Genomic DNA, 24889 nt, shown 5'->3' with positions numbered 1-24889 from the left:
CCGCTGGCCATGTCACATTCTATGTATCACCGTTCCATACGTTACCTGTGTGCTGCCTCCTTGCTGCTCGTTATCATGCTCTGCTTAGCCGGCTTCAAGAGCTATGCCAGCTGGATGAAAATGGATCTGTATGCTCAGGCGTCCAAGGAGCAGGCTGCAGGCCATGAGCTCGAAGCAGAAGCGCTGTATCAAAAAGCCCGTTCCAATACGATGATCAGCTATAAAAATCATGAGATTGATGCCGCTCTGGATGAGCTTCGCCCGGCTACAGAGCTCAAGCGGGGACTGATTGCCATCGTCTCGGATATTAAAGCAGCCGTTCAAGTCAATGACGTCCCGACTTTACTTCGGGCTTACGATTCATTTCAAAGCGTCAAGGCGGACTACTCCTCCCAGGACGAGACGGCACAAAAGCGGTTCTCCGACGCCGAGGCCTCGTACCAAGTGGAGAAGCAGCTTGCAGACGCTTTTACCAATGTCAAAGACGGCTTGTTGAAAAGCCTGGAAACCACTGCTTCAAAGAAAGCATTCGACAATGACAATGCAATCGCTTATTTGGCGCAAATTCCGGCAGTCTACTATAAGGATGAAAAAACAAAAAAACAGAGTCTCGCCACACGATTAAAGGCTTACGATCAAGCCCGAGTGGAGTCGGTATTTCAGAAAAAATCGTTCGGAGAAGCCGTTGACGAAGCGGCGCGCATCCGTAAATTTTATACGGCTAACAGCATCCAGGCAGAGTGGCTTGCCCCCATTATAGAAACGAATGTGCAAAATTCACTTGCTGCCTTACTGAAGAAAAACGATATTAAAACCTTTATCGAGAACTCTCAAAAGGTGCTCAATGTTAAGGAGCTGGCCGATTCCCGCACCAAGATCAGCACCTACGTCCAAAGCTCTATGAAAGGTCAGTTCACGAGAGCCGAGCAGCTGACATCCAGCAAAAAATTTGCAGAGGCCATAGAGCTGTACACCGTACTGAACAGCTACAAGGATACAAGCAAGGAGATTCGCGATACCGAGACGCGCTGGCTTCAAGCCGATCCTTCACAGCTTCTTCATAAAGCGACTGACGCTAACGTTAAGCTCACGAACGTCGTAAGTGCCAAAGGGCTATGGGGCTCTCAGCTAGCAGCGGCAGGCATTGCAGACAATCAGTCCCTCGTACTGGCACGTCTCATGCCCGATCAAAAAATAAATCAATCGGCCACAGCCATTGACGGAAAACTGAACATCAAAACGATCACTTTGACCGATGAGTTCACGATGCGAGGACTTCCTACTCTGCTGATTGAAGCGGAAAGCAAGCAGCGAAAAGCAAGATTTATCGTTTATGAGGCCCAGTCAGCTGACCTGCACAAGCTGCTTGACATTGAAGCTGACGGACTCACCCAGGAACGGCCGGGTATCCTAGCAGTAGACAATGTCGCCGGAGAGCCTTCCGGACAGAAGACCTACTACGAATACAAGGACGGCCAATACGTAGTATCCAAAATGAAGACGGATGTGACCGATATAACGCTTACTGATCTGCCTAAGCAAAAAACAGGTACCGTCGTTCGCTTCCCATGCACGATCATGTCCGTTGACGGTGATACGGCCGTCGTCCTGCTTAATAACGACTATGTGCTGTTGACCGGCAGCATGAAGTTCAGGCCGGGACCGGCCACGATAACAGGCACCTACGTGGATAAGAGCAGAGTCAGCGTAGGTGCTTCCCAGACGGCTACGGCTTATAAAATCTCAGTAGCTGCACTATCTTCAAGCGAGCCAGCCCAGACGACGGATAACAAAACCGGCGCCAGCGGGCGTACCGATACGCGCCCTTGAATCCCACACAAGTAGAGGCCATTTACAAACCACCCGATTCCCATTATAATATAACTCTTTTAACAATAAATGGAATATGGGGTGCAAATGGTCTTGACTTTCATACCCGTTCAACAAACGTTTTGGAACGATCATCTTTGGGAGCCGCTGTACCAAATGAACATTAGCCCAGAGCCCTTTGAAACAGAGCTGTTTCAAAGCGCACCCTTAAGAAGACTGAAGCATTTGCATCATTTCGGTGCAGGTGCTTTATTCAGTCCGGTTACTCATTCCCGTTACGAGCATACGATTGGGATCTGGGCGCTTATACGGCATTTTTTCCCTGATCACCGTGAACTGCGTGCCGCAGCCATTTTGCACGATATCGGGCATCTGCCGTTCTCCCACACGGTAGAGCATGCTCTAGGCATAAGCCATCATCAAAAGACCGAGGAGGCCATTGGAACACCCCCGGTTTCAGCTATTTTGACAAAGTACGGCTTATCTCCTCAGCGTATCATCAAGCTGCTGAACACGGACTCTCCTTTGACGCATAAATCGGATTGGTTAGGCGTTGATCATCTCGACAGCTTTTTGCGTGACACGTACATGGCCGGTCTATATAAACTGCATCCTGCAGACATTGTCCGCCGTATTCACTTCAAGGGCAACAACGTTGAAGCAGCTGATGAAGAAACTGCACTCCATCTGTTGGATGCTGTAGTCAAAGACAATCTTGTATTTCTGCATCCGCACTTTTTGGTGATGGACGATTTGATGTCCCGTGCGGTGGATTCCTATTGCAGGGAGTATCCTGATAGGAAGACAGCTATTTCCCATATGACGGATTCGGAGCTATTATCACTGCTTCAAGCCTATGCCGATACTCGTTCGGAGATAAAGGCGCTGCTTCAAGTGCTTCTCTCTGAACCCCATCGTATTGAGCTTAGTTCTGAAGCGAGCCCCGATTTCAGGCAGGTAAGTATTAGAAAGATATACGTCAAGCAGCCCTTGGTTGACGGTGCTCCCTTAAGCAGCATCAGCTCTTATGCCTCGGAAGCTCTTAGACAGCTGGAAGCGCTGCCCCGAACCTATTACTATAAAATCCGTACTTAAAAGCCTGTCTTCCCAAGGTTCATAAAAGTCGAAAGATCATTCAGCTAGTAAATAGTTTATACCGCTTATTGCAATATTTGAGCATATTAATAGTTTATGTGCAGAGGTGATTCCGATATTAATTGGCGAATTGAAAGAAATACATAGATATCCGGTGAAATCCCTTGCGGGCGAGAGTCTGCAGCAAGTCCAGGTCGAGCGATACGGCTTATACGGTGACCGGAGTCATGCACTAATTGACCCAAGTCAAGAAGGCTGGGACCGATACGTAACGGCCCGAGATATTCCTAAGCTGCTGAGCTACCGTGCACGATTCGAAGGGGACGGGTCAGATAGCCATTTTCCGGAAGTAGCTATCATGGACTCTGAGGGCCGCAGATTCGGCTGGAATGATGAGTTTCTCTCACAGTTCGATTCTCTGCACAATAAAGAGGTTACATTGGAAACCAATACGCCCGACTCCGAAGAGCTTCTCGCCGTCGATGCATCGAGTATCCTGATAATTACGGAATCCTCCGTCAAAGCTTTGGAGCAGCGCTGGGGACATCCGTTAGATCCAAGAAGATTTCGCGCGAACTTTCTCGTCACGCTGTATGAGGAAGCCCCTTTCAGTGAAACCGTTTGGCTGCAGCGTAAACTGACCATCGGCTCCGTCACGCTTCAAGCGGATGAGCTTTGCGAGCGGTGCTCGATGATTACGGTTCATCCTGAAACATTACATAGGGACAGCTCCCTCTTAAAACTCATCCATCAGGAACGAAATACGATGTTTGGTGTCTACGCATCTGTCGTCGAAACCGGTAAAGTCCGTGTTGGCGATAAAATCAGTATAGAGTAACGCACGCCAAATGGCCGGCATCCTAGGGAATGCCGGTCATGAGATTGACGAAAAACCTGTAAAACACAAAATAGTTCCATTTTACGCCAGCGGGATATGTCCCTACAGCTTTAAAGGTTCTTGTCTCTCGTAAACGATTATGAAGAAGCATGCTTTGTTCTTCTGTAGTCGGAAGGATACGTTCCAACCATTTCGGTAAACAGCTTGGTGAAATGGCGCGTGCTGTAATAGCCAACGCTTTCGGCAACCTGCTGCACCTGCATGCTGCCATCCGCCAGAAGCTCCTTGGCTTTGAGTATTCTAAGTCGGGTAACATATTTCATAAAGGTCGATCCGGTTTTTTTATGAAATAAGGTGCTCAAATAGTTAGGAGTCACATTCAAGTCAGCAGCAATTTGACTGATGCCAATATCCTTCATATAGCTGCTCTCAATATAGGCAATGACCTGCTCCACCCAGTCTACAGGCTGCTCTGTGCTTGGTTGTCCTAGCAGCTGGCGGTCGCCTAACGCTCTTAAGGAGCGAAGTCCCTCCTCTACGGTAGTCAAGGTCTGGCCTTCGTTGCACAGGGGGAAGACACAAGCCAGATATGCGATGATAGAACGCCCAATCGGACTATCCGAGGATAGGCTTGTTCGAAGCCACTGCTGCTCCAATTCAGCAACGGTCTGTTGAAATTGCACGTACAGCTTGTTTTTAAACAGCTGGTTCGCCGAGATCAGGAGCTTCCCGAGCTTAAGCTTTCCTTCCTGTTCCGAATAAGAACGCAGCTCCTGCTGGAGCCATTTGAGGTTCAGACCCAAGAGAGGGCGCAGCTCAGACCAACGCTGAAGCTGATTCATTTGATCCAAGAGCTCATTGAAGCTTGAACATTCCGACGTTTGCATTTGCGTGATAGCCGCCTCATCTCCACTCAACTGCTTCAAAGTCCGTTCGAATGCTTCCTGATAGCTGATCACACGTTGGCGGACCTTGGGTCCTTTATCCCGCTCCCATGCACTTACCAATGCCAGCTCACCGCCCGGCAGTGCGAAGACGCCGATATTCAGTCCACAGCCAAGACAACCGTTCATAAGACCTCGGGCAGTATGGCAAAGCTCATGCTGAAGCGCAATCAGTTGGCTCGCTGGCCAGGAGGAATCCAAGTAGACGAGAGTTCCCTGAAAGCTTCCCCCACGGAATAGGCTGTCCTGTGGCTCAGCCGTAATCGTGGTAAGCCCGTGAAATAAAGAAAATAACATATTCTCGAATTGCTGATTCAGCAAAGCGATATACTGCTGGTTATTGTCATAAACGCGATGGAGGGTTTTGCTCAGCTCCTCCGGATCTACCGGCTTGAGCATATATTCTGATGCTCCGAGCTTCAACGCCTGCTGAGCAAAAGAAAACTCTGAGTACCCGCTCAAGATGATCCACTGCGTCAAGGGAGACAGTTGCTTTCCTCTTTGAATAGCCTCAAGACCGCTCAGCCTCGGCATTTTGATATCGACGATAGCGATGTCCGGCAAGCAGCGCCCCACAATATCAAGCAGCTCCTCTCCATTAGCAGCTTCACCAAGTACGTTCCAGGAGCCTTCCATTTCTTCCAGCATGCTGATCAGACTCGCTCGAACCAAGGCTTCATCATCGGCAATGACGATATTCATCCCGCGCTCCCACCCTTCAACGGAATTTGAAAGACAACCTGCGTTCCTTGTCCGACCTTACTATCCAACCGAAATACCGCTTGCTCGAAAGACAATCTCAGCCGTTCCTTGACATTTGTTAACCCAACGCTCTCCTGGCCTTGGATCGGCTCGAACCCTGCACCGTCATCACAGATCGTTATTTCAAGTACGGCCTGTTGTTCTTGTTCGTCCATAAATCGTCTTTGAGCGGCAACAATAAGGGAGCATGGCCGATCTAAGCACTCCATGCCATGAATAACAGCGTTTTCCACGATAGGCTGCAATAGGAGCTTTGGAATTTGAACGGAGGCCAGTCCTTTATCCATTTCAATTCGGTAATGAAGTCTCTCTTGGAACCTCATCTGCTGAAGCTCGCAATATTTCCGAATAAACTCCAGCTCCTCGTCCAGCTTCACCCAATCGTTACGTTCAAGAATATAACGAAGCATACTGCTCAGGGACAATATCGCTTTTTCCAGCAGCTGTCTTTCTCCCATTCGATTCAGCCCGATGAAGCCATTGAGCGTATTGTATAGAAAGTGGGGTTGAATCTGCGATTGCAGCGCTCTGTATTCCGCATCCCTCCGGCCTAATGCCGCGTGATATTCACGATCAATCAATTCCTTCAGCTGCGCAATCATCGTATTGAGGCTCATGCCGAGTTGAGCGATTTCGTCCTTGCCGCTTACCGTAAACCGGCTTTGTAAATCTCCTCTTTGCACCCTTTTCATAACAACAACCATTTTTTTGAACGGGGTAACAATCCAGTGCGATACGGTGAAAAACAGCAGCAGCGTAATAAGCAGTCCGCCTAACGCTAGGATCAACCCACCCCAATAAATCCAGCTGAGCTGGGCTTTTACAACGGAATCAGGGAACAGCACCGCAATGCTCCAGTTCGAGCTGTTGATCGTTTTGCTGACGACCTTATACTCATCATCGTCACCCTTAATTTGATGCTGCCCTTTGGAAAGCTGCTCCAGCATTGCCTGAGACACGAAGTAATTGGCGTACAGCAGCTTCCGGTTGTTATCGAGAATGACTACAATAGCTTTGTCACTGAACGGTACATCTTTAATGATACTCTCAAGCACGATCGTATCGGCATCAGCCATCATGACCGCTAAAGGCTTACTAGAATCGGGATCTTTGATTAAACGGGCAACCGAGAACACCTGCTTCACATCGGTCGTATTTAAATAGTCTTGGGAATGGACGCTTATAAAGGCAACAGCTCCATCCTTGCGCACCGCTTCCTGGTACCAATCCTGCTGCTGGAACGGATAGTCCGGAACCGGCTCATTCATGCCGAAAGCAGAGGTAACATACACGGATCCATCATAAGGCAGCAGCGTTGTCGCCAGAATATCTTTACGCGCATTGCGCAAAAACTTGGGAAGCATCAAATTCAGCGACTTTTCCGCTTCCATCTTGGCGTAGTCGCTTGCCATGGCATATTGGTGGCTTGCTTTCAATTTGAGTGCGACCATCACATCGTTATTCAGATACGGGGTAATCGTCATACGCTCCAGATCGTCGACATAGGTCATAATATTGTTCGTTAACGCCGTTAATGTGCCTTCCGTCAGCGTTGCCGTTTGTTTGGCGATCAGCTTCTCATAGTAGGTAGGAACACTAATAACAATGAGTGCCAACGGCACGACCAACGTCAGCAAAAACAATAAAGAGAGCTTGGAACGGATCGAATACGCCAGCTTCACAAACGGCCACATCCCGACCTTGGTATAGTATATAGCTCCATTTTATACCATGCTAATCCGCATAGGGAAGAGAACGCGTTCGCCTCATGTAGAGCATTATTAAACCGTTTCAGCCTTTTACAGCGCCGGAGGATAGTCCTTGTATAAAATATTTTTGCAAAAATAAATATAGCACCGTAATCGGTATCGCCGCCATGAACGATCCTGCCGCAACCCACCCTATATTATTGTTGTATTGTCCAAAAAAGCTCGACAGCGCGACAGTAATCGTACGAGTAATCGGCTGCTGCAGAAAAAAGACAGAGAACTGGTAATCGCTCCAAATCGTAACGCCAGTCAATATAAGCACGGTTGCCGTCACAGGCTTGAGTAGAGGCAGCAGCACCTTATAGAATAGTCCGAGTCTTCCTGCACCGTCGATCATCGCGGCTTCGTCCAGCTCCTTGGGAATCGTCCCGATAAACCCTGTATACAAGAAGATTGTGATCGGAAGACTGAACGTAATTTGCAGCAAAATAATGCCCCAAAACCGGTTCATCCCTCCAATATCGACCATCAGCTTATACAACGGTACTAGAATGGTCAAAGGAGGAACAATCAGTGCCGATATGAACACAAAGTAGATGAATTTATTCCATGTCGTCTGATAGCGTGCCAATGGATAGGAAGCAATAGAACCCAATATAACAATGCCCGCCAGCGCAAAAGCCGTCACGGTGACATTGTTCATAAAGGCCCGCCCCAAATTCGCTTCACGCCAAGCATTAATAAAATTATCGAAATACAAGTAACCCGGCATAATCCATTTGGAGCTGGGGTCATCCAGCGCTTTAAATGAGGTCGTTATCAAAATATAAAAAGGGAGAATGTGAATCAAACAAAGGAGCCAGGATACCGCTTCAGCCCCCCAACGGACAGATGATCTGCTCACGCGCTCACCTCTCTTTTCCGCAAGTAATACAGCACAGTAATACTTACAATAGAGATCATCACAAACATCAGATTCCCGATAGACGCGGCGTACCCGGCATCCTCCCGGCCAAAATAAAGCTGGTACATCAACGTCGATAGAGAAGCAGAGGCATAGCCGGGGCCGCTATTCGTCATGGCGGTGACCACATCAAACAGCTTCAGTCCACCGATGACGTTCAACACGACGCTGACCGTAAATGAAGGAGCCAGCAGCGGCCAAGTGACATGGGTAAATTTGGCCAAAGAGCCCGCACCGTCGATAGTAGCTGCTTCATAGTAGTCTTTAGGAATAATTTGCAGACCCGCCAAAAAGATAATCATCGCAATCCCCAGGTACTGGTATGTATTGACGAAGGTTATAATCCACACATTGATTTTGGGGCTACCTAATAAATTGACTGGCTTATCTTGAAACAGCAATAAAATATCGTTAATCGCTCCGCCGTTATACTGAAAGAAAAAATACCAGATATACCCCATAATCAGCGGACTGATGATCGCCGGTAAATAAATAATCGTTCTTGTCAGTCCTCTAATACGAATATTTCGATTCAGAAAAAGCGCGTAGGCAAGGCCAATAATGTTTTGAAACAAGGCGCTGCCAAGCCCGTAGATCAAAGTGTTTTTAATAACGTTGCTAATATCCGGGTCCGTCAGCATCCTTTTATAGTTGCTAAAGCCGATCCACTTGTATTCCTGTGAATATCCATTCCAATTGGTCATCGAAATCGAAATGCCTTTAAGAAATGGATAAAAAATAAACAAGCAAAACAACAGCAGCGCCGGAGCGTACAGCAAATTCAGCCATGCCGGCGAGTGGATGAACTTGCTCCATCGTTCGTTCCGGTTAACTGGCTTCGTATGAAGGCTCGCCTCGGTAGGCGTTTGGGCCATTGCGGCTTCCTCCTTCCCTTATAGCATCGGAGGGGCAAGATGCCCCTCCTGGTTGGATGAGAAACGTATAAAATACTTGAAATATTGCTAGTATACTTCGGTGGGATATGCCCCTCCAGCCGCTGTTGAAACCCGTGAATTTGATTAGAATTAGCGGTATATTCACGGATTTCAAAGGCGGACGTTAACACTCTTCCAGGGCATACCCCACCTACCCATATAGCAAATTTCTCGAAAAACAAGTCTCTCGATAGCCTAGGAGATGAACACCCCTCCGATAGCTTTTTTATTTATTACTAAGCCGCTCGACTTCCTGCTTCATTTTATCGGAATACTGCTTCGCATCGACGTTACCGGCCAGTAAAGACGTACCTGTCTTACACATGACGTCCCACATTCCGTTGGGCAAATATACGCGGTCGAAGTATGGGAATACCCGAATATCCGCGTACTTGTTATAGTACTCCGTGAATTCATGCTTCGCCTCAACACCTTTAAGACCTGGAGGGAGCTTAGTGGCATTGGCAATTTTGGTCATGTTCTCCGGTTTGGCAAAATAAGCAATCAGCTTTTTCGATTCGTCCAAATGCTTACTGTCTTTCCATGCGCCCATCGTATAGCGCTCACCGCCTGAGAAGTTCGGCGCGTCTCCTGGTACCATCGAAGGAACTGGCATAAATCCGATTTTCAGATCTCCTTTAATTTTATGGACCTCATCCGCGAAAGAAGGGCCTTGAAGTGTAAAGGCTACTTTACCTTGAGCAAACTGTTGAGGAAGATCGCTATATTTGGCCGTTAGCACATCTTTGTTAATGTAGCCTTTTTTCTGCATCTCAAGGAATTTATCCGGCAGTGTCTTCCACTTGTTCCAGTCGAATTTTTTATCAAGCAGGTTCTGCGCTTCGTTCTCCTTAGGGCTAATTAATAAGGATGTCGCAAAATAATCGAAATATTGCCCGATCATCCAATCGTCAATGCCTGAGAAGTAGAAGGGAGTGACCTCTCCTTTGCTCTCCGTTTTCAGTTTTTCCGCTGCTGCCATCAGCTCATCGAATGTTTTGGGCGGTTCCACGTTATATTTTTTCAGGAGATCGGCGTTGTACGTCAATCCGTCCTTGGCTTCGCTCAGCACCAGCGCATGTACTTTGCCGCTTTTGTCCGTGACGACATCCTTGATGGTATTCGTCAACTGGGAAGCCCACGGCTGATCCTTCAGATCGGCCAAATATTTACCGTAACGAATAATGGCCCAGCCATGCGTATCGAACACATCGGGCAGATCGTTGGCAGCCATTTTGACCTTTAAAATATTTTCATACTCCGTACCTGGAAATTGTAAGTCCACGTCGACCTTTCCATTTTCTTTGGCAAAATCGCTAGCGATCTGCTTGTAAATCTCTTGAATCGGCTTATCGTTGACGGTCGAATAGACGGTAATTCTTGTTTTGTCCCCTCCACTGCTTGCAGGAGAGCTGCTCTTGCCCGCATCTGCGGTTGGAGCTGGCGTCGCCGTCTTTTCCGCAGTTGTCGTGGTTCCTCCTTGTCTTTGTGAGCAGCCGGCTAAGGCGATGGAACATGTTAAAGCTAAGATCGTTGAACTCCACAATTTCTTGTTCATTTTTTGGCCTCCCTTATCGTTTCGATGCTTGGGTACAATCTGTCTTCCCCCTGCTGCATTGACTAACTGAAGGTCATCTCCTAGAGTCCTTATAGCTTTGTTCCTGTTCGAATTAGATATTATCATAGATGAACGCGCTTACATATGATTCAATTCTACGATTCAAGCGCTCATTTATTAACTGGCTCTCACAGCAAAAAAACCGCCTGGCACGAAAATAGCCGGACGGTTCTGAACTTAGCTCAATATGAAAATACAACAGGAGGCAAAATGCTCCTTACCGTGCTCGGTTAGCTCTTAGCTGTAGCTTGCACAGTTCCGTGTCAATTAATTAAGCCTGCTTCCATTTTAATACGCCGAACCTTTTCCTCCCGCTCACTCTCAGATAACCGAGGGCAAGTATAGCAATACCCATGTTCTGTGTCTGTTTTGTATGCCAAGCAGCATACCGGTTTAATTCGCATTTGTTCGCCGGGTACCTTCGGATTCTCCATCATCCGGAACTGAATATCGAAGGGATTACGAGAACGCCCGAATAGCGATGGCTCCAGAGCGTAAAAGAGCATGTCCAAGTCATGCTTTAGCCCTATGAGCTCCTCTTCGGAACGGGCTTCCTTTTGCCAAAGGTCCTTCGCATAGTGCATACGGGTAACCATGGTGGACCAAAGAAGTCCAACGTTCATAGGGATGACGGCGGCTATGCCTTCCAGCAGAGGTCTCACCTGCCGACTGTAAAATAACGTCATTGCGTCTTTTACGCGATCACTTCGGTTCAGTCTGGAGAGAGTTTCCCCACGCCACTCCTTGATACGGAACGCCAGTGCAATTCTTCGGCCGTTATCATGAATCTGTACCTCTATATTATCCAATGAAAAATCCGGTATGAACGAATCATGCCACAGAGAATATTGGAAGGCAGTACATACCGCGCCAAACCAGCTCGCAAAATACGTTGCCGCCACATCGGGCTCCAACGCCTTAAGAAGTGGGGCATAGGTATGAATGAACGCTTCCGCGCCTTGTTTTCCGACCAGGCAGGAGAGTGATGCGCCGAACAGCGTACCGGGTTGATCCTCCAAGACCACAAAAAACTGATTTTCGTAATACGCTGTATCCACTTACTCTAAAGCCCCTTCCTATATGAACCCCTGACAAGCAGTTTGATGAATGATGTTATGCCAACACTTGAAAACGATTCTCATTTTCATAATAACCAAGCCTACTTAACCTGTCAATTTATGCGGAATTGTTACTCTTCCATAAAAATACATGAAACCATAAAGCTAGTCAACGCAAGTAATGGTGAACTATTACACACTTTCTATTCAGAACACCAACGGTGATATATGAGCCTCTTTCGTGGTTTAATTCCTCACAGCATTAGCTATGAAAAAACAGTAGGGCGCTGTTATGCAGCGCTAACATAGCTGTTTCTGTGGCGCACGCTGTCAAACGGCTTCTGTAACGCGGTTTTTCAGCGTTACGAGACTCATTCAGCCACTGCACTGCCTTTTGCACTGTTGTGCAGCGCTAAACGTGAAAAAGATGACACGCTTTAGCGAGCCATCTTGCACATCCAAACTATATAGAGATACTTTCCGCTCCTGTTATCCGAGCGTTTTCTCTCCTTTTTTCCAGTTTGCAGGGCACAATCCTCCGGACTGCAGCGCTTCTAGAATGCGCAGCGTTTCATCGACGCTTCTGCCTACGTTCATGTCGGTTACGACCTGGTAGCGAAGGATACCTTCGGGATCGATGATGAATAAGCCGCGATGAGCCGCGCCAGTAGCATCATCCAGAATGCCGTAAGCTTTCGCTGTCTCCTTCTTGAAATCCGAGGCCATCGGATAACGGATCGGTCCTATACCTTGTTGATCACGCGGAGTATTGATCCAAGCCCGGTGCGTGTAAATGCTATCAACGGAGATCCCTATTACATCGCAATCCAGCTCCTGAAACTTGTCGTAATGATCACTGAAAGCAATAATTTCTGTCGGACATACGTAAGTGAAGTCAAACGGCCAGAAGAAGACCATGAGCCAGCGACCGCGGTAGTTTTCCAATGCTACGTTCTCCTCCAACGTCTCTAAGTTAATTGTAGAAGGGAGGTTGAACGATGGTGCTTTCAATCCGATTTTAACCGTTTCTGTTGCTGCAGCTGTAGTTGTTGTCATATTGATTTCCTCCTAATGGGTTTTAATTGATTTAGATTATAAAAGTCTGAGAAATGAAGTGGATTACTGAGCCAAAGCTTTTTTTATACGAGTTGGATTCAGGCCGAGAATTTTGGTCTCCCCGATCACTGTTACTGGAATCGAGCTCATCCCCATCGCTTCCAGCTCGTCGCGGAAAGCTTCGCTATGGTCAATATTGCGTTCTTCAAATGCGATATTTTGTTCCGTTAAATATTTCTTGAGCTGGCTGCAATACGTGCAGGTTGTGCTGGAATAAACGATAACCGGTGTTGTTGTAGTGGACATACTTCATTCCTCCTTGGGATTGTATAAGTATTTTTGTATTTTTATTTGTACTGCGGAATTAACTGTGCTCTGCGATGAATGAACTTGTCGACCGCCATGGCGGCGATAGCTCCGTCAGCCGCGGCGACTACCGCTTGCTTAACCGGTGAGCGACGAACCTCTCCCGCTCCAAACACTCCGGCAACAGGGGACTGCATGTATTCGTCCAGTATCATGAAGCCGTTCTCGTCAAGCGGAACCTGATCCTGCAAAAAATCGGTTCCCGGCTGGCTGCCTGACAGAAAGACGAAGACGCCATCTACCGTGAGCATCTGCTCTTCACCAGAAGAGGATTTCACACGAAGTCCCTCTACATTTTGTTCACCGACAATTTCCAAAGGTCTTGTCCTAAAATACACCTCAGTATTGTCCAACTGAGGTATCGTCTCCGCCCCCTGCAGCTCGTTGCGGGGTACTATAAAATGAATCTTTGAGACCATTTTATTCAGAGCCAGTACTTCATCCAGAGCTTCCTCCGAGTCGCCGATGACGGCAATTTCCTTGCCTTCGAAGAAGGCTCCGTCGCAAGTGGCGCAGGTGCTTACGCCACGTCCTAGAAGTTTTTCTTCACCAGGAAGCATCCGGTTACGGCCTTTGGAGCCGGTTGCCACGATAACGGCCTTCGCTTCAAACATGCCGTCTGCCGTGAACACATACTTCGACTCCCCTTCCAGATCAACCGCCGTTAGGGTCGTCTGCTTGAACTCAGCTCCGAAGCTTCGAGCCTGGTCACGAATGCGATCCAACAGCTCCTTGCCGCTGAGCGCTTCTGTAACGCCGGGGTAGTTAGCTATTTTGTGAGTCAGAGCCAATGCACCGGTGTTAGGAGCTTTGTCCAGCACCAAGGTAGATAAGTGCCCCCTCGCTGTGTACAAAGCTGCCGAAGCGCCTGCTGGCCCACCGCCGATAATAATGACATCGTACATCCAATCACTCCTTACTCTTTTCAATTTTATATTTAAACTTAAACTAAATCTAATTTGTTGATAAGAGAATCATAACATGGATGGTCCAGCACATCATGAAGGTTTGATTAGGCTATCATGAAGATTTCATGAAGCTGCCTTCTAGACGCGGAAAGGTGGGTTCAGCGACGTATCGCCAAACCCACCTTTCTCATATATACACTTATTAATCAGCCAATCGATACCCGACACCACGAACCGTTTCAATATAAGTAGGTGCCTTTGGATTGTCCTTAAGCTTTTGCCGCAAGCTTTTTACATGAACGTCCACTGTATTGCTGCCTCCGTAGTATTGGTCTCCCCAGACGCGGTCCATTAGCTCCTGCCTGGAGAGCACAGCGCCATTCGTTTCCAGCAAAGCTTTCAGCAGATCGAATTCGGTTTTGGTCAAATCGATTCGAACGGCTCCAAGATAGGCAGCCATTCTTTTATAGTCCACCAACAGCTCCTTATGCTGCACTTGATCGACCCGTTCATCCGGCATCCTTCCTCCGCCTAGCAGCATGGATTGTATGCGCTCGAGAATCGGTTGGGCTCCTGCCGATGACCAGAGCAATGCATCGTCATAGGACGATAAGGTGGACTCCATCAGCCTATCCGTTCCTCTGACGAGCAGTATGGCCGGCGCTGCCAAGGCAGTTGGGCGAGCTTTGGGCTGAAGGCCATCATAGGTTGCATCCACAATAAGCAGATCGATCGGCAGTGCCGCGAGCGACTGCTCCTCCAAATGATGAAAAACTAAGACATCGTAGCACTTAGCCGTCAGTTCACGAACCAATTCATGCAATGCATGAGGAAAAGGGCTAATGAGCACGATAGTATGCGTAGTGGAGCAAAAGGCTCCTATGGGCTGGCCCGATGAAGAAGCACCTATTGACGCGGACGACCACTCATTCACTTCTCTTTGCTGCTGCATGAAGGACACACTCCTTTGACCAAAATATGTTCTTCCTCCACTACGTAGCCGGTCTCTTCGGCAACCGAACGCTGCCACTCGGCCGGAACATGGGTGAATACTTCATCGACCTTCCCACACACACGGCATACAATATGCTGGTGATCCTCCGTTCGGGAATCGTAGCGGCTTGCATCGCCCTCCAGCTTTAATTCTCGAATTAGACCCTCCTCGGTCAAATATCGCAAGGAATTGTATGTTGTCGCATAAGCGAATTGGTGTCCTCGTTTATTCAATCGTTCAATAATTTCAGCAGCTGTAGGATGATCCGTACTCTCCATAACAATTTCATATATCGCTTTTCGCTGTGGCGTCAGCTGTCCTTTTCTGCTCATAAGAATTCCCCCGGTACTCATATTATATTTAGATTAATTCTAATATTAAACTTAGTCTAAGTCAATACCACTGATTTTATACATTCTGAATTAGTAAGCAAATCGGTCTTCATAGCAAAAAAAAGCTGAACGGGGTGCAATCCCTGTTCAACCTTATATTTGTGCTCCATCCTCTGATTTAGTTACTGCGCTGCATTGTAGACACTGCCTGCATTTGGATGAACTGGGCTTATGAACTCCTTACACGCAGAACAAACCGCGTTTTTCTGCTGCTTCGCATTGTACATCGCATGATCCGCATCATTTATGAAATCGCGCAATGTAGGGTAATCACCTTTAAACACAGCAAAACCTATACTCACCGTAACGTCCAATTCGCCATAGTCCTCCGTTTGAACCCGCCGCTGCTGCACTCGGGTACGAATACATTCGGCAACCTCCTCAGCCTCCGTTCCAAACAGCCCGGGTAGAATAAGAGCAAATTCTTCACCGCCCCAGCGCCCGACGGTATCTGTTTTTCGTACCGAGCTTTGAAGGCAAGAAGCAACCTCGCGCAGCACCTGTTCACCGATCAGATGGCCGTATTTCGTGTTAAAGCCGCGAAAATCGTCAATATCGATAACGGCAAGAGCAAACATGTCTTTGGATCGTTGTGCCATGTTGAAGCTGTGTTCCAGCTTGCGGAACAAAAATCGGCGATTATGCAGCCCCGTACCATCATCGATAATGCTAAGCTCGTACCAACGAATGCATAGAAGTGTAAGAAGTGCACCGGTACTTAATGTGAGAAGCAGAGCGGCACCTGTTCCGTACATTCCCTTCTTTTGCAAATAGAAAGCAACAATCCATATGGCGGCATTTGCCGCTGCGCCTAATAGAACAAGAGTTTTCTTTGGCATACAACACATCCTACAGCAAGGTTTAACGGTCGTACTTTCGGATCAAGTCGGTCAATGCTTCACGGAACAAAATGGACTCTTTCTTCTTCAGCTTTTCAGCCAATGTTTTCAACTGCCGAACCATGGTTGCTGGATAGTAACAGGTCTTCATCACCATTTCCTCATTGGGCGGGAGCGAAACTTGATTTCTCCCGGATTCCTTCGCCGACATTAGCGCTGCGTTAGCCGCGCGCATCAAAGCATTCTCATCCTTAGCGTCCCGCGGATATTGGGCAACCCCTACCGTTACGCTAACGTCTGGAATACGTTCCCCGGTAAGCTGGTGAAACCGCTCTTGAGAAGCATGAACGGCGGCACGCACGGCTTCCATCTTCAGAAATCCCTGCTCCAGACTATATTCGGGTAGCAGCACCGCAAATTCATCGCCGGAAACTCGGAACACTACGTTTTCCGAAGTCTCTTCCTTTAGAATATCAGCGATCGTCTTCAGCACATGATCCCCTGCATCGTGACCGAACCCGGTATTGATTTCCATAAAATGATCCACATCTATAAGTGCTAGAGCGACACCCTCACATTCTTTGGTCGTCTGCTTTAATTGAACCTCCAGCGCCTCCCTATTGCTTAATCCTGTCATTCCGTCCTGCCTAGATTTCATATAACCATACCCTTATAAAAAGTTATATATAATATTATATATAATTATATACATGTAAAATTTGGAAATGTCAATTACATCTTTTGAGCTGTGAGTTACGTTCACAGATTCACTCAACGTTGACAAATTTCATTGACATACTTATAATTGTCATAGCAACAAAATGATATAGCATGACTAACCGAGGTAATTTCGCAGCTCCACTGTGAAATTACTTTTTCTTGCTGTGTATAGCGTTTTAACTGATGAATAACCTATCGGTCATCAGACACAATAAACATAAGAAAGAAGCGATCATCTGTATGCAAAATCCAGAAGCTACTCAAGACGCTCCGTTATGGAGCCGCAATTTTATTACCATCTGTTTCAGCAGTTTTTTTGTTTACATGACATTTTATATTTTGGCGGTAACCCTTCCGACCTTTGTACTCGAACAATTACATGGAAGTAACCAACAAATCGGCCTGGTTACTACGGTATTCATTATTGCCGCTGTTATATTTCGTCCACTAACCGGTAAATGGCTCGATGAGCTGGACAAGAAGAAAATCATCCTCTTCTCGCTTATCCTTTTTGCCGTTTGCAGTATTTTGCATCTGGTCGTTACCAATTTCTATGTCCTGCTGCTGCTAAGATTTATTCATGGGATTGGTTTCGGAATCGCTGCAACAGCCACATCGGCCGTCGTTATTCATATTATTCCGGTGAGTCGTAGAGGAGAGGGAATCGGTTATTTCAGTCTTTTCATGAGTTTGGCTATGGTTATTGGTCCGTTCCTTGGGCTGACCTTAATGACTAATTTCAGCTTCAACGTATTGTTCATCGCCTGCTTTATCCTGGCACTTCTATCTCTGCTGTGCGGTCTGATGACCAGACTTCCGCACACTCCATCACCAGTCCAAATCGCCACATCGTCTTGGGATTGGAAAAGATTTATCGAGCCCAAAGCCATTCCGATTTCTTTGGCTGGAGCCGTGCTGGCCTTTTCATACGGTGCCATCTCCACCTTCATTTCCGTTTATGCGAAATCCATCGGGTTGGAAAAGATAGCGAGCTACTTCTTCATGGTGTTTGCCGCTATGATTCTTATATCAAGACCTTTTACCGGAAAATTGTTTGACCGTAGAGGGGAGCATGTTCTCGTCTATCCAGGCATTATCCTGTTTGTCGTCGGAATGATCTGGTTGAGCCAAGCGAATACAGCCTTTATCTTCCTGCTCACAGGCGGCATTATTGGCCTTGGATTCGGCGCGCTGCTTCCCAGCTTTCAAGCCCTTGCCGTCAGATCGGCGCCGAGTCATCGCAGCGGGCTGGCTACAGGAACCTACTTCGTATTTTTCGATTCCGGCTATGGCCTTGGTTCATACGTACTTGGCATCATTGCTGCACAAACGAATTACCACACCATGTACTTGATAGGTGGAATCGTCGTCGCATTCACCGTCGTGTTGTATTATGGTCTACATCATAGAAAGCAAAAGGTTCAAACGGCATAAGATGCTTTGCACAAAAAATAGGCTGCATAAAGTCCTAACGGATTTCATGCAGCCTATTTTTATTGCGGAGTTTCCTGGTGAAATTGTTCGATAATAAAGGTGCGGAATAACTCCGCTGATGGCGATAATGTACGATCTTCGACCCAAGCCAGTCCGATTTCGCGTTTGCAGAATGGCTCGGTTACTCGTAGGCGTTTGATTTTGCTTGAATCGATGCCTGTAAAAGAAGGAATTAAGGTCACACCTAGGCCAGACGATACAAGTACGGACACAGTTGCTACATCATCTCCTTCGAATTTGATCTTGGGGACAAAGCCTGCCAATCCGCACAATTGATCTGTCAACGTACGCATTCCGTACCCTCTTTTAAATGTAATAAATGGTTCTTCGGCAAGTTCCGCCAAAGGTATAGAGGCGTGAGAAGCTAACCTATGATTCGATGGAACGTAAACAAACAGCTCTTCTTCGATCAATTTATGCCACATGATACCTTTGTCATTTTCTAGCCGTCCTACGATGCTGAGGTCTACTTCGCTATGCAGCAGCTGCTTGTGAATGATCGTTGTCGGACTCTGGTGCAGCATAAATTCAACATTCGGATACACTTGATTGAATCGACTTATTAATTCCGGCAATATGCTCAGGCCCAATGTCATAACAAACGCCAGCGAAACCGATCCGGTATGCGGATCTTGCATTTGCTGCAGCTCCTGCACTCCGTCCTGAATTTCTTGAAGCGCCCGGTCAACCCGCCTTAGAAACAGCTTGCCGAACGAGTTTAACTGGACAGAGCGGCCTATTCTATCAAATAGAGTGACCCCAAGCTCCTCCTCCAAATGAGTGATCGAACGGCTAAGGGCAGGTTGTGATATAGCCAGCTTCTCCGCTGCCTTGGTGAAATGCTCGGTCTTTGCAACGACGCGAAAATACTCCAGCTGCTGCCATTCCATGTGGGACGCCTCCGTTTCTCTTATAACCAAAATGCATCATTTCTATATCAATAATAAATTGGACGTTATCAACTGGCAAGGAGTAGACTTAGTAATCATCAATTAAACGTTCTGAGTAGGAAATAAGGGGAGTTAGCTATGCCATATATTGAAATCGGAAGCAGCGCCTATCGGCGCATATTATTGAGTATGCTGTTGGGAAGCTTGGTTACCTTCGCCATTCTTTACAGTCCGCAAACCTTGATCGGCGCTTTCGCGGAGCAATTCCATGTTTCGCCGTCTACGGCGAGCTTTGTTATTTCTTTTGCCACGCTCATGCTTGCTGTCAGCATGCTGTTCGTCTCTGTGTTCTCCAATGCATGGGGAAGAAAAGGCGTCATGAGCATCTCGTTATTCGCTACGTCGGTGCTCGCTATTATATCCTCGTTCAGCAACAGCTTTCATTTGCTGCTAGCTTTAAGGCTGCTCGAGGGTATCAGCTTGGCAGGCTTTCCGGCTATTGCCATGACCTATTTGAATGAGGAAATATCTCCACGCAGCATAGGGCGGGTCATGGGGGTCTATGTCGGCGGAACGGCAATAGGCGGCTTCGTAGGCAGGGTTCTCGTCAGCGCATTGACGGATTTGTTCTCATGGCATGTGGCGCTGCTCGTTTTGGGTATATTTAGTCTACTATGCAGCATCTGCTTCTGGATGTACTTGCCCAAATCCCAGCATTTTCAACCGATTAGCATTTCTTTCAAGCATTCACTCACTGGCTTTAAAAGTGGAATAACCAATAAAAAGCTGCTTTCCATATATTTGATCGGGTTTCTATTGCTAGGTGTCTATGTAACGTTGTTCAATTACTTAGGCTATCCGTTATCTCAGCCGCCTTATAATCTAAGTCAAACCGTGATTGGCTTTTTGTTTATTTTCCAATTGGTAGGGTCATGGAGCTCCTTCCTGTTCGGGAAGCTCGCCGACAAGCATTCACGGGCGGGTCTGATCGGTCTCGGCATCGCCCTGTCACTTATTGGCGCACTGCTCACGTTGAGCGGCAATCTATACTTCATGATTGCGGGTCTGATCTTGTTCGCCTTCGGATTTTTTGCAGGGCATACCGTTGCCAGCGGCTGGATCGGAAGAATTGCTCCTGCCCCTAGCAAATCTTACGCTTCGTCTTTATATTTATTGTTTTACTACACGGGCTCCAGCCTTGTCGGTTGGTTCGGCGGGTTCTTCCTTGCTTCGCTCCACTGGGGAGGAGTCGTTGCCTTCATAGGTGTGCTGCTTATTGTCACGGCTCTGCTGGTTTTGCAGCTCACTAGAGAGCCTGCTGCTCAACACCACGTTCGTATGGAAAAATAAATAAATAAATAAATAACCTGTCGGACTTGAGCTTGGCCCTTTTCCGAACTATCATCTCATGATAATATGGAGTTATTTTCCATGCGATTAGCCTGAATTGGAATCTATCTCTATGACTCCACAGCTCGGAGGGTGAACTACGATGTACAAAATCGTCTATATGCCTTTGGACGAAAGACCATGTAATTATCGTTACCCGCTTTATTTGGCCTCTATCACGAATATCAAGCTTGAGACTCCCGCAATGAGTCTGCTTGGGCGGAAGAAGAAGGCAGCCGATTCGGACACCGTCGCTCAATGGCTGGTTGAGGCGACACAAGGAGCCGATTTCCTGATCGTTTCCATCGACATGCTCGTGCATGGAGGTATCGTTCCGTCCCGTTTGCATCATACCAAGCAAGAGGAATGCGAAAGGCGCCTCCGCGTCTTGGATCGGATCAAACAGTGCAATCCAACCCTGCGTATCTACGCCTTCAATCTTATAACCCGAGTTCCCTCCTATTCCAGCTCCGAAGAAGAGCCGGATTATTACGCCGATTACGGTCAATCCATCTATACCTATGGATGGCTGAAGGACAAAGCTGCTCAAGAAGCACTCACTTCTGAAGAGCAGGCTCAGTTTGAAGCTGTGACTTCGACGATACCGCAGGAAGTGTTGAATGATTTCTTAACCCGTAGAGAAACGAACGCTTTCGTCAACAGCGAGACGATAAAGCTGGTCCGTGACGGAGTCATTGATTTTCTTATTATCCCGCTCGACGACAATGCGAAATACGGCTTCAGTCCAACCGAGCAAAGAAGACTATCGCAGCTGGCAGAGGAGCTTGATGTTGATGATCGCGTCATGATTTATCCGGGAGCTGACGAGATAGGCTGCACTTTGTTCGCCAGAGCGTTCAGCGAGGCAAATCAGTACGTTCCCAAAGCCTTCGTCCGCTACTCTTCGGTAAACGGACCTTTCGATATGAGGATCGGTCTCTTGGAGAGAGCATCAAGTATCATTTAACCGCCGCAGGCGCTGTCGCCCATGATAACTCCCATGGCACCGACTTTGTTCTAATGGTAAACTCACCGCCTGTTGGGCAAAAGGATATGAACGAAAGCTGGACGCCTTACGCGCAGAGGCATCGCTCCTATTTCTCCGAAATGAATCCAAAGGAATTCGTCAAAGCAATTCGTCACTATATCGAAGATGGGCATATGGTTGCATTGGCTGACGTTGCCGTCGGCAACGGCTCGGATCACCCGTTCATGAAGCTGGTCGGCAGGAGCGGATTGCTTCATGACATCGCGGCTTACGCCGCTTGGAATACTTCAGGCAATTCAATGGGGACAGCCGTCTCTCATGCTGTCATTGAATCCTACTATCGCGGCCATAGCAGCGATACACTGGAACGGCAGACTCGCAGTCGGGCATATTACTATTTCCGATTAATCGAGGATTGGGGCTACCAGGCTGTTGTGCGCGAGGACGTCATTCAACATGTACTGCCTCAACTGGGAGCCAGCTATTACGAGCTGACTCATGTCCAGAAGCAAGTGTATGCCAGCATTCAATCAAAGCTGGAGCAATTCATAGCGGACTATCTGCAGGAAGGTTCTCCTTATCAGTTTCGAATCAAAGACGTTCATTTACCATGGGACCGCATGTTTGAGGTTGGATTCGACGTCTTAATAGAGTCGGGAACAAATCCTTAGACCCATCTTCTTCGCTACACACAATATATTTTATTGTTTCCCAATGTTCACGGCGTTTCTTTTCTAACATCAGTTGACATAGCGCCTCTATGAACCTCCTTTTGCCCAGTATGAGAAGATAATGCGGCGCATTCACGAAATGCGAAGTGCTGGCAGCCTAGGCATTGGTTATAATCCAGTTGACCTAACGCAAAGGTAATAGCTTCGCCGGTGTGGTCAAAAAAGTGGTTTTTCCCAACCGTTTGGTCTAATCCCGTTTTTCTCAAATACGCTCTTGGTTGGAATTGAATTCCCGAAATAAGCACAATACCACCCGAATTTTTAAAATGATTTACGATGCTAGTAAGGTTAGCTTCACCGGTAGCATCTATGAAAGGAACTTTCCCCATACGCAGCAGCAACACTTTCGGATGCAAGCGAATGGTATCCAAAATAGATTTTTCAAACCTATTGGCCGCGCCAAAGAATAGAGGTCCTTCAATCGTGTAAATGCTAATCTGGGGACAATCGTGGCCTTCTTTGACCATATAAGACTTTACTTTCTCATTTTTCATCGACGGATCAGGTAAGACCTTTGTCACCGTCAGAATATCCCGCATCCGCTTCACAAAAACAATAACCGCCAACACCAATCCGACTTCGACTGCCGTGGTCAGATTGGTTAGCACGGTAAGAAGAAATGTAATCACCAAGATAATGGAATCGCTTGTTTTCGTTTTTAAAACGTGGGCAAACTCTTTCCGCTCGCTCATATTCCATGCCACCACCATCAGAATCGGCGCCATACTGGATAAGGGAATTGTTGAAGCAAACGGAGCAAGTAAAACCAAGACTAACAAAACAACTCCCCCGTGAACCATCCCTGATATTGGAGATACAGCTCCATTTTTAATATTGGTAGCCGTACGCGCAATCGCCCCAGTCGCAGGAATCCCCCCAAAAAGCGGAGCGACGACATTCGCAATCCCTTGCCCTATGAGCTCACGATTGCTATTATGTCTGCTTCCGGTCATACCATCCGCCACAACAGCAGACAGGAGCGATTCAATTCCTCCAAGCATGGCAATAACGAATGCAGCCGGAAGAAGCTGTATGATTATTTCCAACGTAAAATGCGGCATGGAAAGCATCGGCATTTTATCAGGAATAGCTCCATACGTTGAACCGATTGTTTCTATTTTCCCATTAAAAAATACTGTAGCAACAACACTTGAAACGACGAGTCCGAGTAAAGATGCCGGAATTTTCGGGAAGATTTTTGGGATAATGAGAATGATGGTCAGGCAGATCGCAGCAATCAGGGTACTATAAATATTCCACGTGGAAAGATGGATTCCAATTTCTTTCATATTCGTTAAAAAATACTCATGACTCTTCATATTCTGCAGTCCCAGGAAATTCGCGATTTGGCCGGAAAAGATGATGACTGCGATGCCTGACGTAAACCCGATTGTAACAGGCCTCGGGATAAATTGAATCAACAAGCCAAGTTTGAAAATACCCATTAACATAAGAATAACCCCTGCGAGAATACCAGCGAGGAGCAATTTTTCATATCCATATTGCAGGACAATACCTAATAAAATCGGTACAAAAGCACCGGTTGGACCTCCAATTTGAAACTTAGACCCTCCAAGAAATGAAATGAGGAACCCTGCTATAATGGTCGTATAAATTCCAAACTGAGGTTTTACACCAGACGCAATAGCGAAAGACATGGCAAGCGGAATGGCTATGACACCGACAATCAACCCAGCAATGAGATCCCGACGTAATGAATGGAAGCTGTACCCTTCAAACCTTCCTGACCATTTCATATAGAACCCTTCTTCTTTTATATATTTGATTATTTGAATATATGAGGAATACATGGGCAATATACACCTGGCAGCTCTTCTTGTCAATAATCCATTGTCTCTCTCGTGGTGTTCAAATCCGCTTTCATAATAAAAAAAAACAAGGCATCTTATTTGATTTAAAGATTCCTTGTTATCGGGTCGTTTTATTCATTTCTCATGTTTTCTAATAATGATATAGCATCCACCAGATGATTATCAAAGATCTGTCTGGCAACACCAAGAAGTTCTTTTATGAGGGGATCACGAAGCGAATATATAACTGAAGTTCCCTCTTTAGTTCCACTAACCACATTCTTATTGCGAAGCACGGCTAATTGCTGAGACACGGCAGAACCTTCGCTTCCCAAAATGGCCTGAAGCTCATTGACATTTTTATCCCCTTCGCATAACACCTCAAGGATTCGAATACGCATGGGATGAGCTAACGCCTTAAAAAATTCTGCTTTAAATTGCTGAATTTCACGATTCATTTATAGTAATCCCCTTAACCTTTGAAACTTTAAATATACAAATATCATAGCATATATAAGTAGGCATTGGTAAAACAAACCTTAGAAGGTTCTAACACGC

General features: G+C 46.9%; 21 protein-coding genes and 1 pseudogene. 6 read left to right on the top strand and 16 right to left on the bottom strand.

All coding sequences use genetic code 11. The features are described 5' to 3' along the window. The first annotated feature begins 9 nt into the window (after positions 1 to 9). The 3 genes from QMA13_RS03970 (at position 10) to QMA13_RS03960 (ending at position 3763) form a co-directional block, all read left to right on the top strand. Complete coding sequence (locus QMA13_RS03970) at positions 10 to 1830, top strand: hypothetical protein (protein ID WP_282939658.1); 1821 nt, start codon at positions 10 to 12, stop codon at positions 1828 to 1830. A gap of 156 nt (positions 1831 to 1986) precedes the next feature. Continuing rightward, on the top strand, positions 1987 to 2925 hold the full coding sequence (locus tag QMA13_RS03965) for an HD domain-containing protein (RefSeq protein ID WP_282939657.1): 939 nt from the start codon (positions 1987 to 1989) through the stop codon (positions 2923 to 2925). A gap of 130 nt (positions 2926 to 3055) precedes the next feature. Next, entirely contained in the window at positions 3056 to 3763 is a 708-nt protein-coding gene (locus tag QMA13_RS03960; RefSeq protein ID WP_282939655.1) for an MOSC domain-containing protein, read from the top strand. A 137-nt stretch (positions 3764 to 3900) separates the two neighbouring features. Here the strand turns inward: QMA13_RS03960 and QMA13_RS03955 are convergent, their stop codons facing one another. The 13 genes from QMA13_RS03955 to QMA13_RS03895 form a co-directional block, all read right to left on the bottom strand. Further along, the gene (locus QMA13_RS03955; RefSeq protein ID WP_282939653.1) at positions 3901 to 5409 is read right to left on the bottom strand and encodes a response regulator transcription factor; all 1509 of its coding nucleotides are present in this window, start codon (positions 5407 to 5409) and stop codon (positions 3901 to 3903) included. Further along, positions 5406 to 7163: a cache domain-containing sensor histidine kinase gene (locus QMA13_RS03950; RefSeq protein WP_282939652.1), complete on the bottom strand. Its 1758-nt coding sequence runs from the start codon at positions 7161 to 7163 to the stop codon at positions 5406 to 5408. The genes QMA13_RS03955 and QMA13_RS03950 overlap by 4 nt, the downstream gene beginning before the upstream one ends. A gap of 97 nt (positions 7164 to 7260) precedes the next feature. Further along, positions 7261 to 8082, bottom strand: a complete 822-nt coding sequence (locus tag QMA13_RS03945; protein WP_282939651.1) for a carbohydrate ABC transporter permease — start codon at positions 8080 to 8082, stop codon at positions 7261 to 7263. Further along, positions 8079 to 9017, bottom strand: coding sequence for a carbohydrate ABC transporter permease (locus QMA13_RS03940; protein WP_282939649.1), 939 nt, complete (start codon positions 9015 to 9017; stop codon positions 8079 to 8081). Before QMA13_RS03940 ends, QMA13_RS03945 begins: the two co-directional genes overlap by 4 nt. A 286-nt stretch (positions 9018 to 9303) precedes the next feature. After that, on the bottom strand, positions 9304 to 10635 hold the full coding sequence (locus QMA13_RS03935) for an ABC transporter substrate-binding protein (RefSeq protein ID WP_282939647.1): 1332 nt from the start codon (positions 10633 to 10635) through the stop codon (positions 9304 to 9306). 323 nt (positions 10636 to 10958) lie between these two features. Beyond that, positions 10959 to 11753 (bottom strand): (2Fe-2S)-binding protein, encoded by a 795-nt coding sequence (locus QMA13_RS03930; protein WP_282939646.1) that lies wholly within the window; start codon positions 11751 to 11753, stop codon positions 10959 to 10961. Positions 11754 to 12242: 489 nt separating this feature from the next. Beyond that, positions 12243 to 12809 (bottom strand): peroxiredoxin, encoded by a 567-nt coding sequence (locus QMA13_RS03925; protein ID WP_282939644.1) that lies wholly within the window; start codon positions 12807 to 12809, stop codon positions 12243 to 12245. A gap of 63 nt (positions 12810 to 12872) precedes the next feature. Further along, positions 12873 to 13115: a glutaredoxin family protein gene (locus tag QMA13_RS03920; protein WP_282939642.1), complete on the bottom strand. Its 243-nt coding sequence runs from the start codon at positions 13113 to 13115 to the stop codon at positions 12873 to 12875. Positions 13116 to 13156: 41 nt separating this feature from the next. Beyond that, positions 13157 to 14080 (bottom strand): NAD(P)/FAD-dependent oxidoreductase, encoded by a 924-nt coding sequence (locus QMA13_RS03915; protein ID WP_282939641.1) that lies wholly within the window; start codon positions 14078 to 14080, stop codon positions 13157 to 13159. 205 nt (positions 14081 to 14285) lie between these two features. Continuing rightward, positions 14286 to 15035 carry a winged helix-turn-helix transcriptional regulator gene (locus tag QMA13_RS03910; RefSeq protein ID WP_282939640.1) on the bottom strand — a complete coding sequence of 250 codons (750 nt, stop codon included), beginning with the start codon at positions 15033 to 15035 and terminating at the stop codon, positions 14286 to 14288. Then, entirely contained in the window at positions 15014 to 15409 is a 396-nt protein-coding gene (locus QMA13_RS03905) for a Fur family transcriptional regulator (RefSeq protein ID WP_282939639.1), read from the bottom strand. Before QMA13_RS03905 ends, QMA13_RS03910 begins: the two co-directional genes overlap by 22 nt. A gap of 182 nt (positions 15410 to 15591) precedes the next feature. Next, positions 15592 to 16308, bottom strand: a complete 717-nt coding sequence (locus QMA13_RS03900; protein WP_282939638.1) for a GGDEF domain-containing protein — start codon at positions 16306 to 16308, stop codon at positions 15592 to 15594. Between the two features lie 22 nt (positions 16309 to 16330). Beyond that, positions 16331 to 16966 carry a GGDEF domain-containing protein gene (locus QMA13_RS03895; protein ID WP_282939637.1) on the bottom strand — a complete coding sequence of 212 codons (636 nt, stop codon included), beginning with the start codon at positions 16964 to 16966 and terminating at the stop codon, positions 16331 to 16333. Positions 16967 to 17268: 302 nt separating this feature from the next. Here QMA13_RS03895 and QMA13_RS03890 point away from each other — a divergent pair, with 302 nt between their 5' ends. After that, positions 17269 to 18462 carry an MFS transporter gene (locus tag QMA13_RS03890; RefSeq protein ID WP_282943247.1) on the top strand — a complete coding sequence of 398 codons (1194 nt, stop codon included), beginning with the start codon at positions 17269 to 17271 and terminating at the stop codon, positions 18460 to 18462. Between the two features lie 59 nt (positions 18463 to 18521). Here QMA13_RS03890 and QMA13_RS03885 read toward each other — a convergent pair whose 3' ends face one another. Beyond that, positions 18522 to 19412: a LysR family transcriptional regulator gene (locus tag QMA13_RS03885; protein ID WP_282939636.1), complete on the bottom strand. Its 891-nt coding sequence runs from the start codon at positions 19410 to 19412 to the stop codon at positions 18522 to 18524. 138 nt (positions 19413 to 19550) lie between these two features. On the opposite strand from QMA13_RS03885, the gene QMA13_RS03880 reads away from it, so the two are divergent. Together QMA13_RS03880 and QMA13_RS03875 are read left to right on the top strand one after the other, a co-directional pair. Continuing rightward, positions 19551 to 20762: an MFS transporter gene (locus QMA13_RS03880; protein ID WP_282939635.1), complete on the top strand. Its 1212-nt coding sequence runs from the start codon at positions 19551 to 19553 to the stop codon at positions 20760 to 20762. 142 nt (positions 20763 to 20904) lie between these two features. After that, positions 20905 to 22460, top strand: a pseudogene (locus tag QMA13_RS03875) (DUF4127 family protein). Positions 22461 to 22507: 47 nt separating this feature from the next. Here QMA13_RS03875 and QMA13_RS03870 read toward each other — a convergent pair. Both QMA13_RS03870 and QMA13_RS03865 read right to left on the bottom strand, forming a co-directional pair. Beyond that, a complete protein-coding gene (locus QMA13_RS03870; RefSeq protein ID WP_282939634.1) occupies positions 22508 to 24277 on the bottom strand; it encodes a SulP family inorganic anion transporter in 1770 nt (589 codons plus the stop codon). A 185-nt stretch (positions 24278 to 24462) separates the two neighbouring features. Then, on the bottom strand, positions 24463 to 24789 hold the full coding sequence (locus tag QMA13_RS03865; protein ID WP_282939633.1) for an ArsR/SmtB family transcription factor: 327 nt from the start codon (positions 24787 to 24789) through the stop codon (positions 24463 to 24465). Positions 24790 to 24889 lie beyond the last annotated feature (100 nt).

This window comes from Paenibacillus sp. RC67, assembly GCF_030020805.1.
In the GTDB taxonomy this organism is placed as follows: domain Bacteria; phylum Bacillota; class Bacilli; order Paenibacillales; family NBRC-103111; genus Paenibacillus_S.
This window is presented reverse-complemented; position numbering and strand designations above follow the sequence as displayed.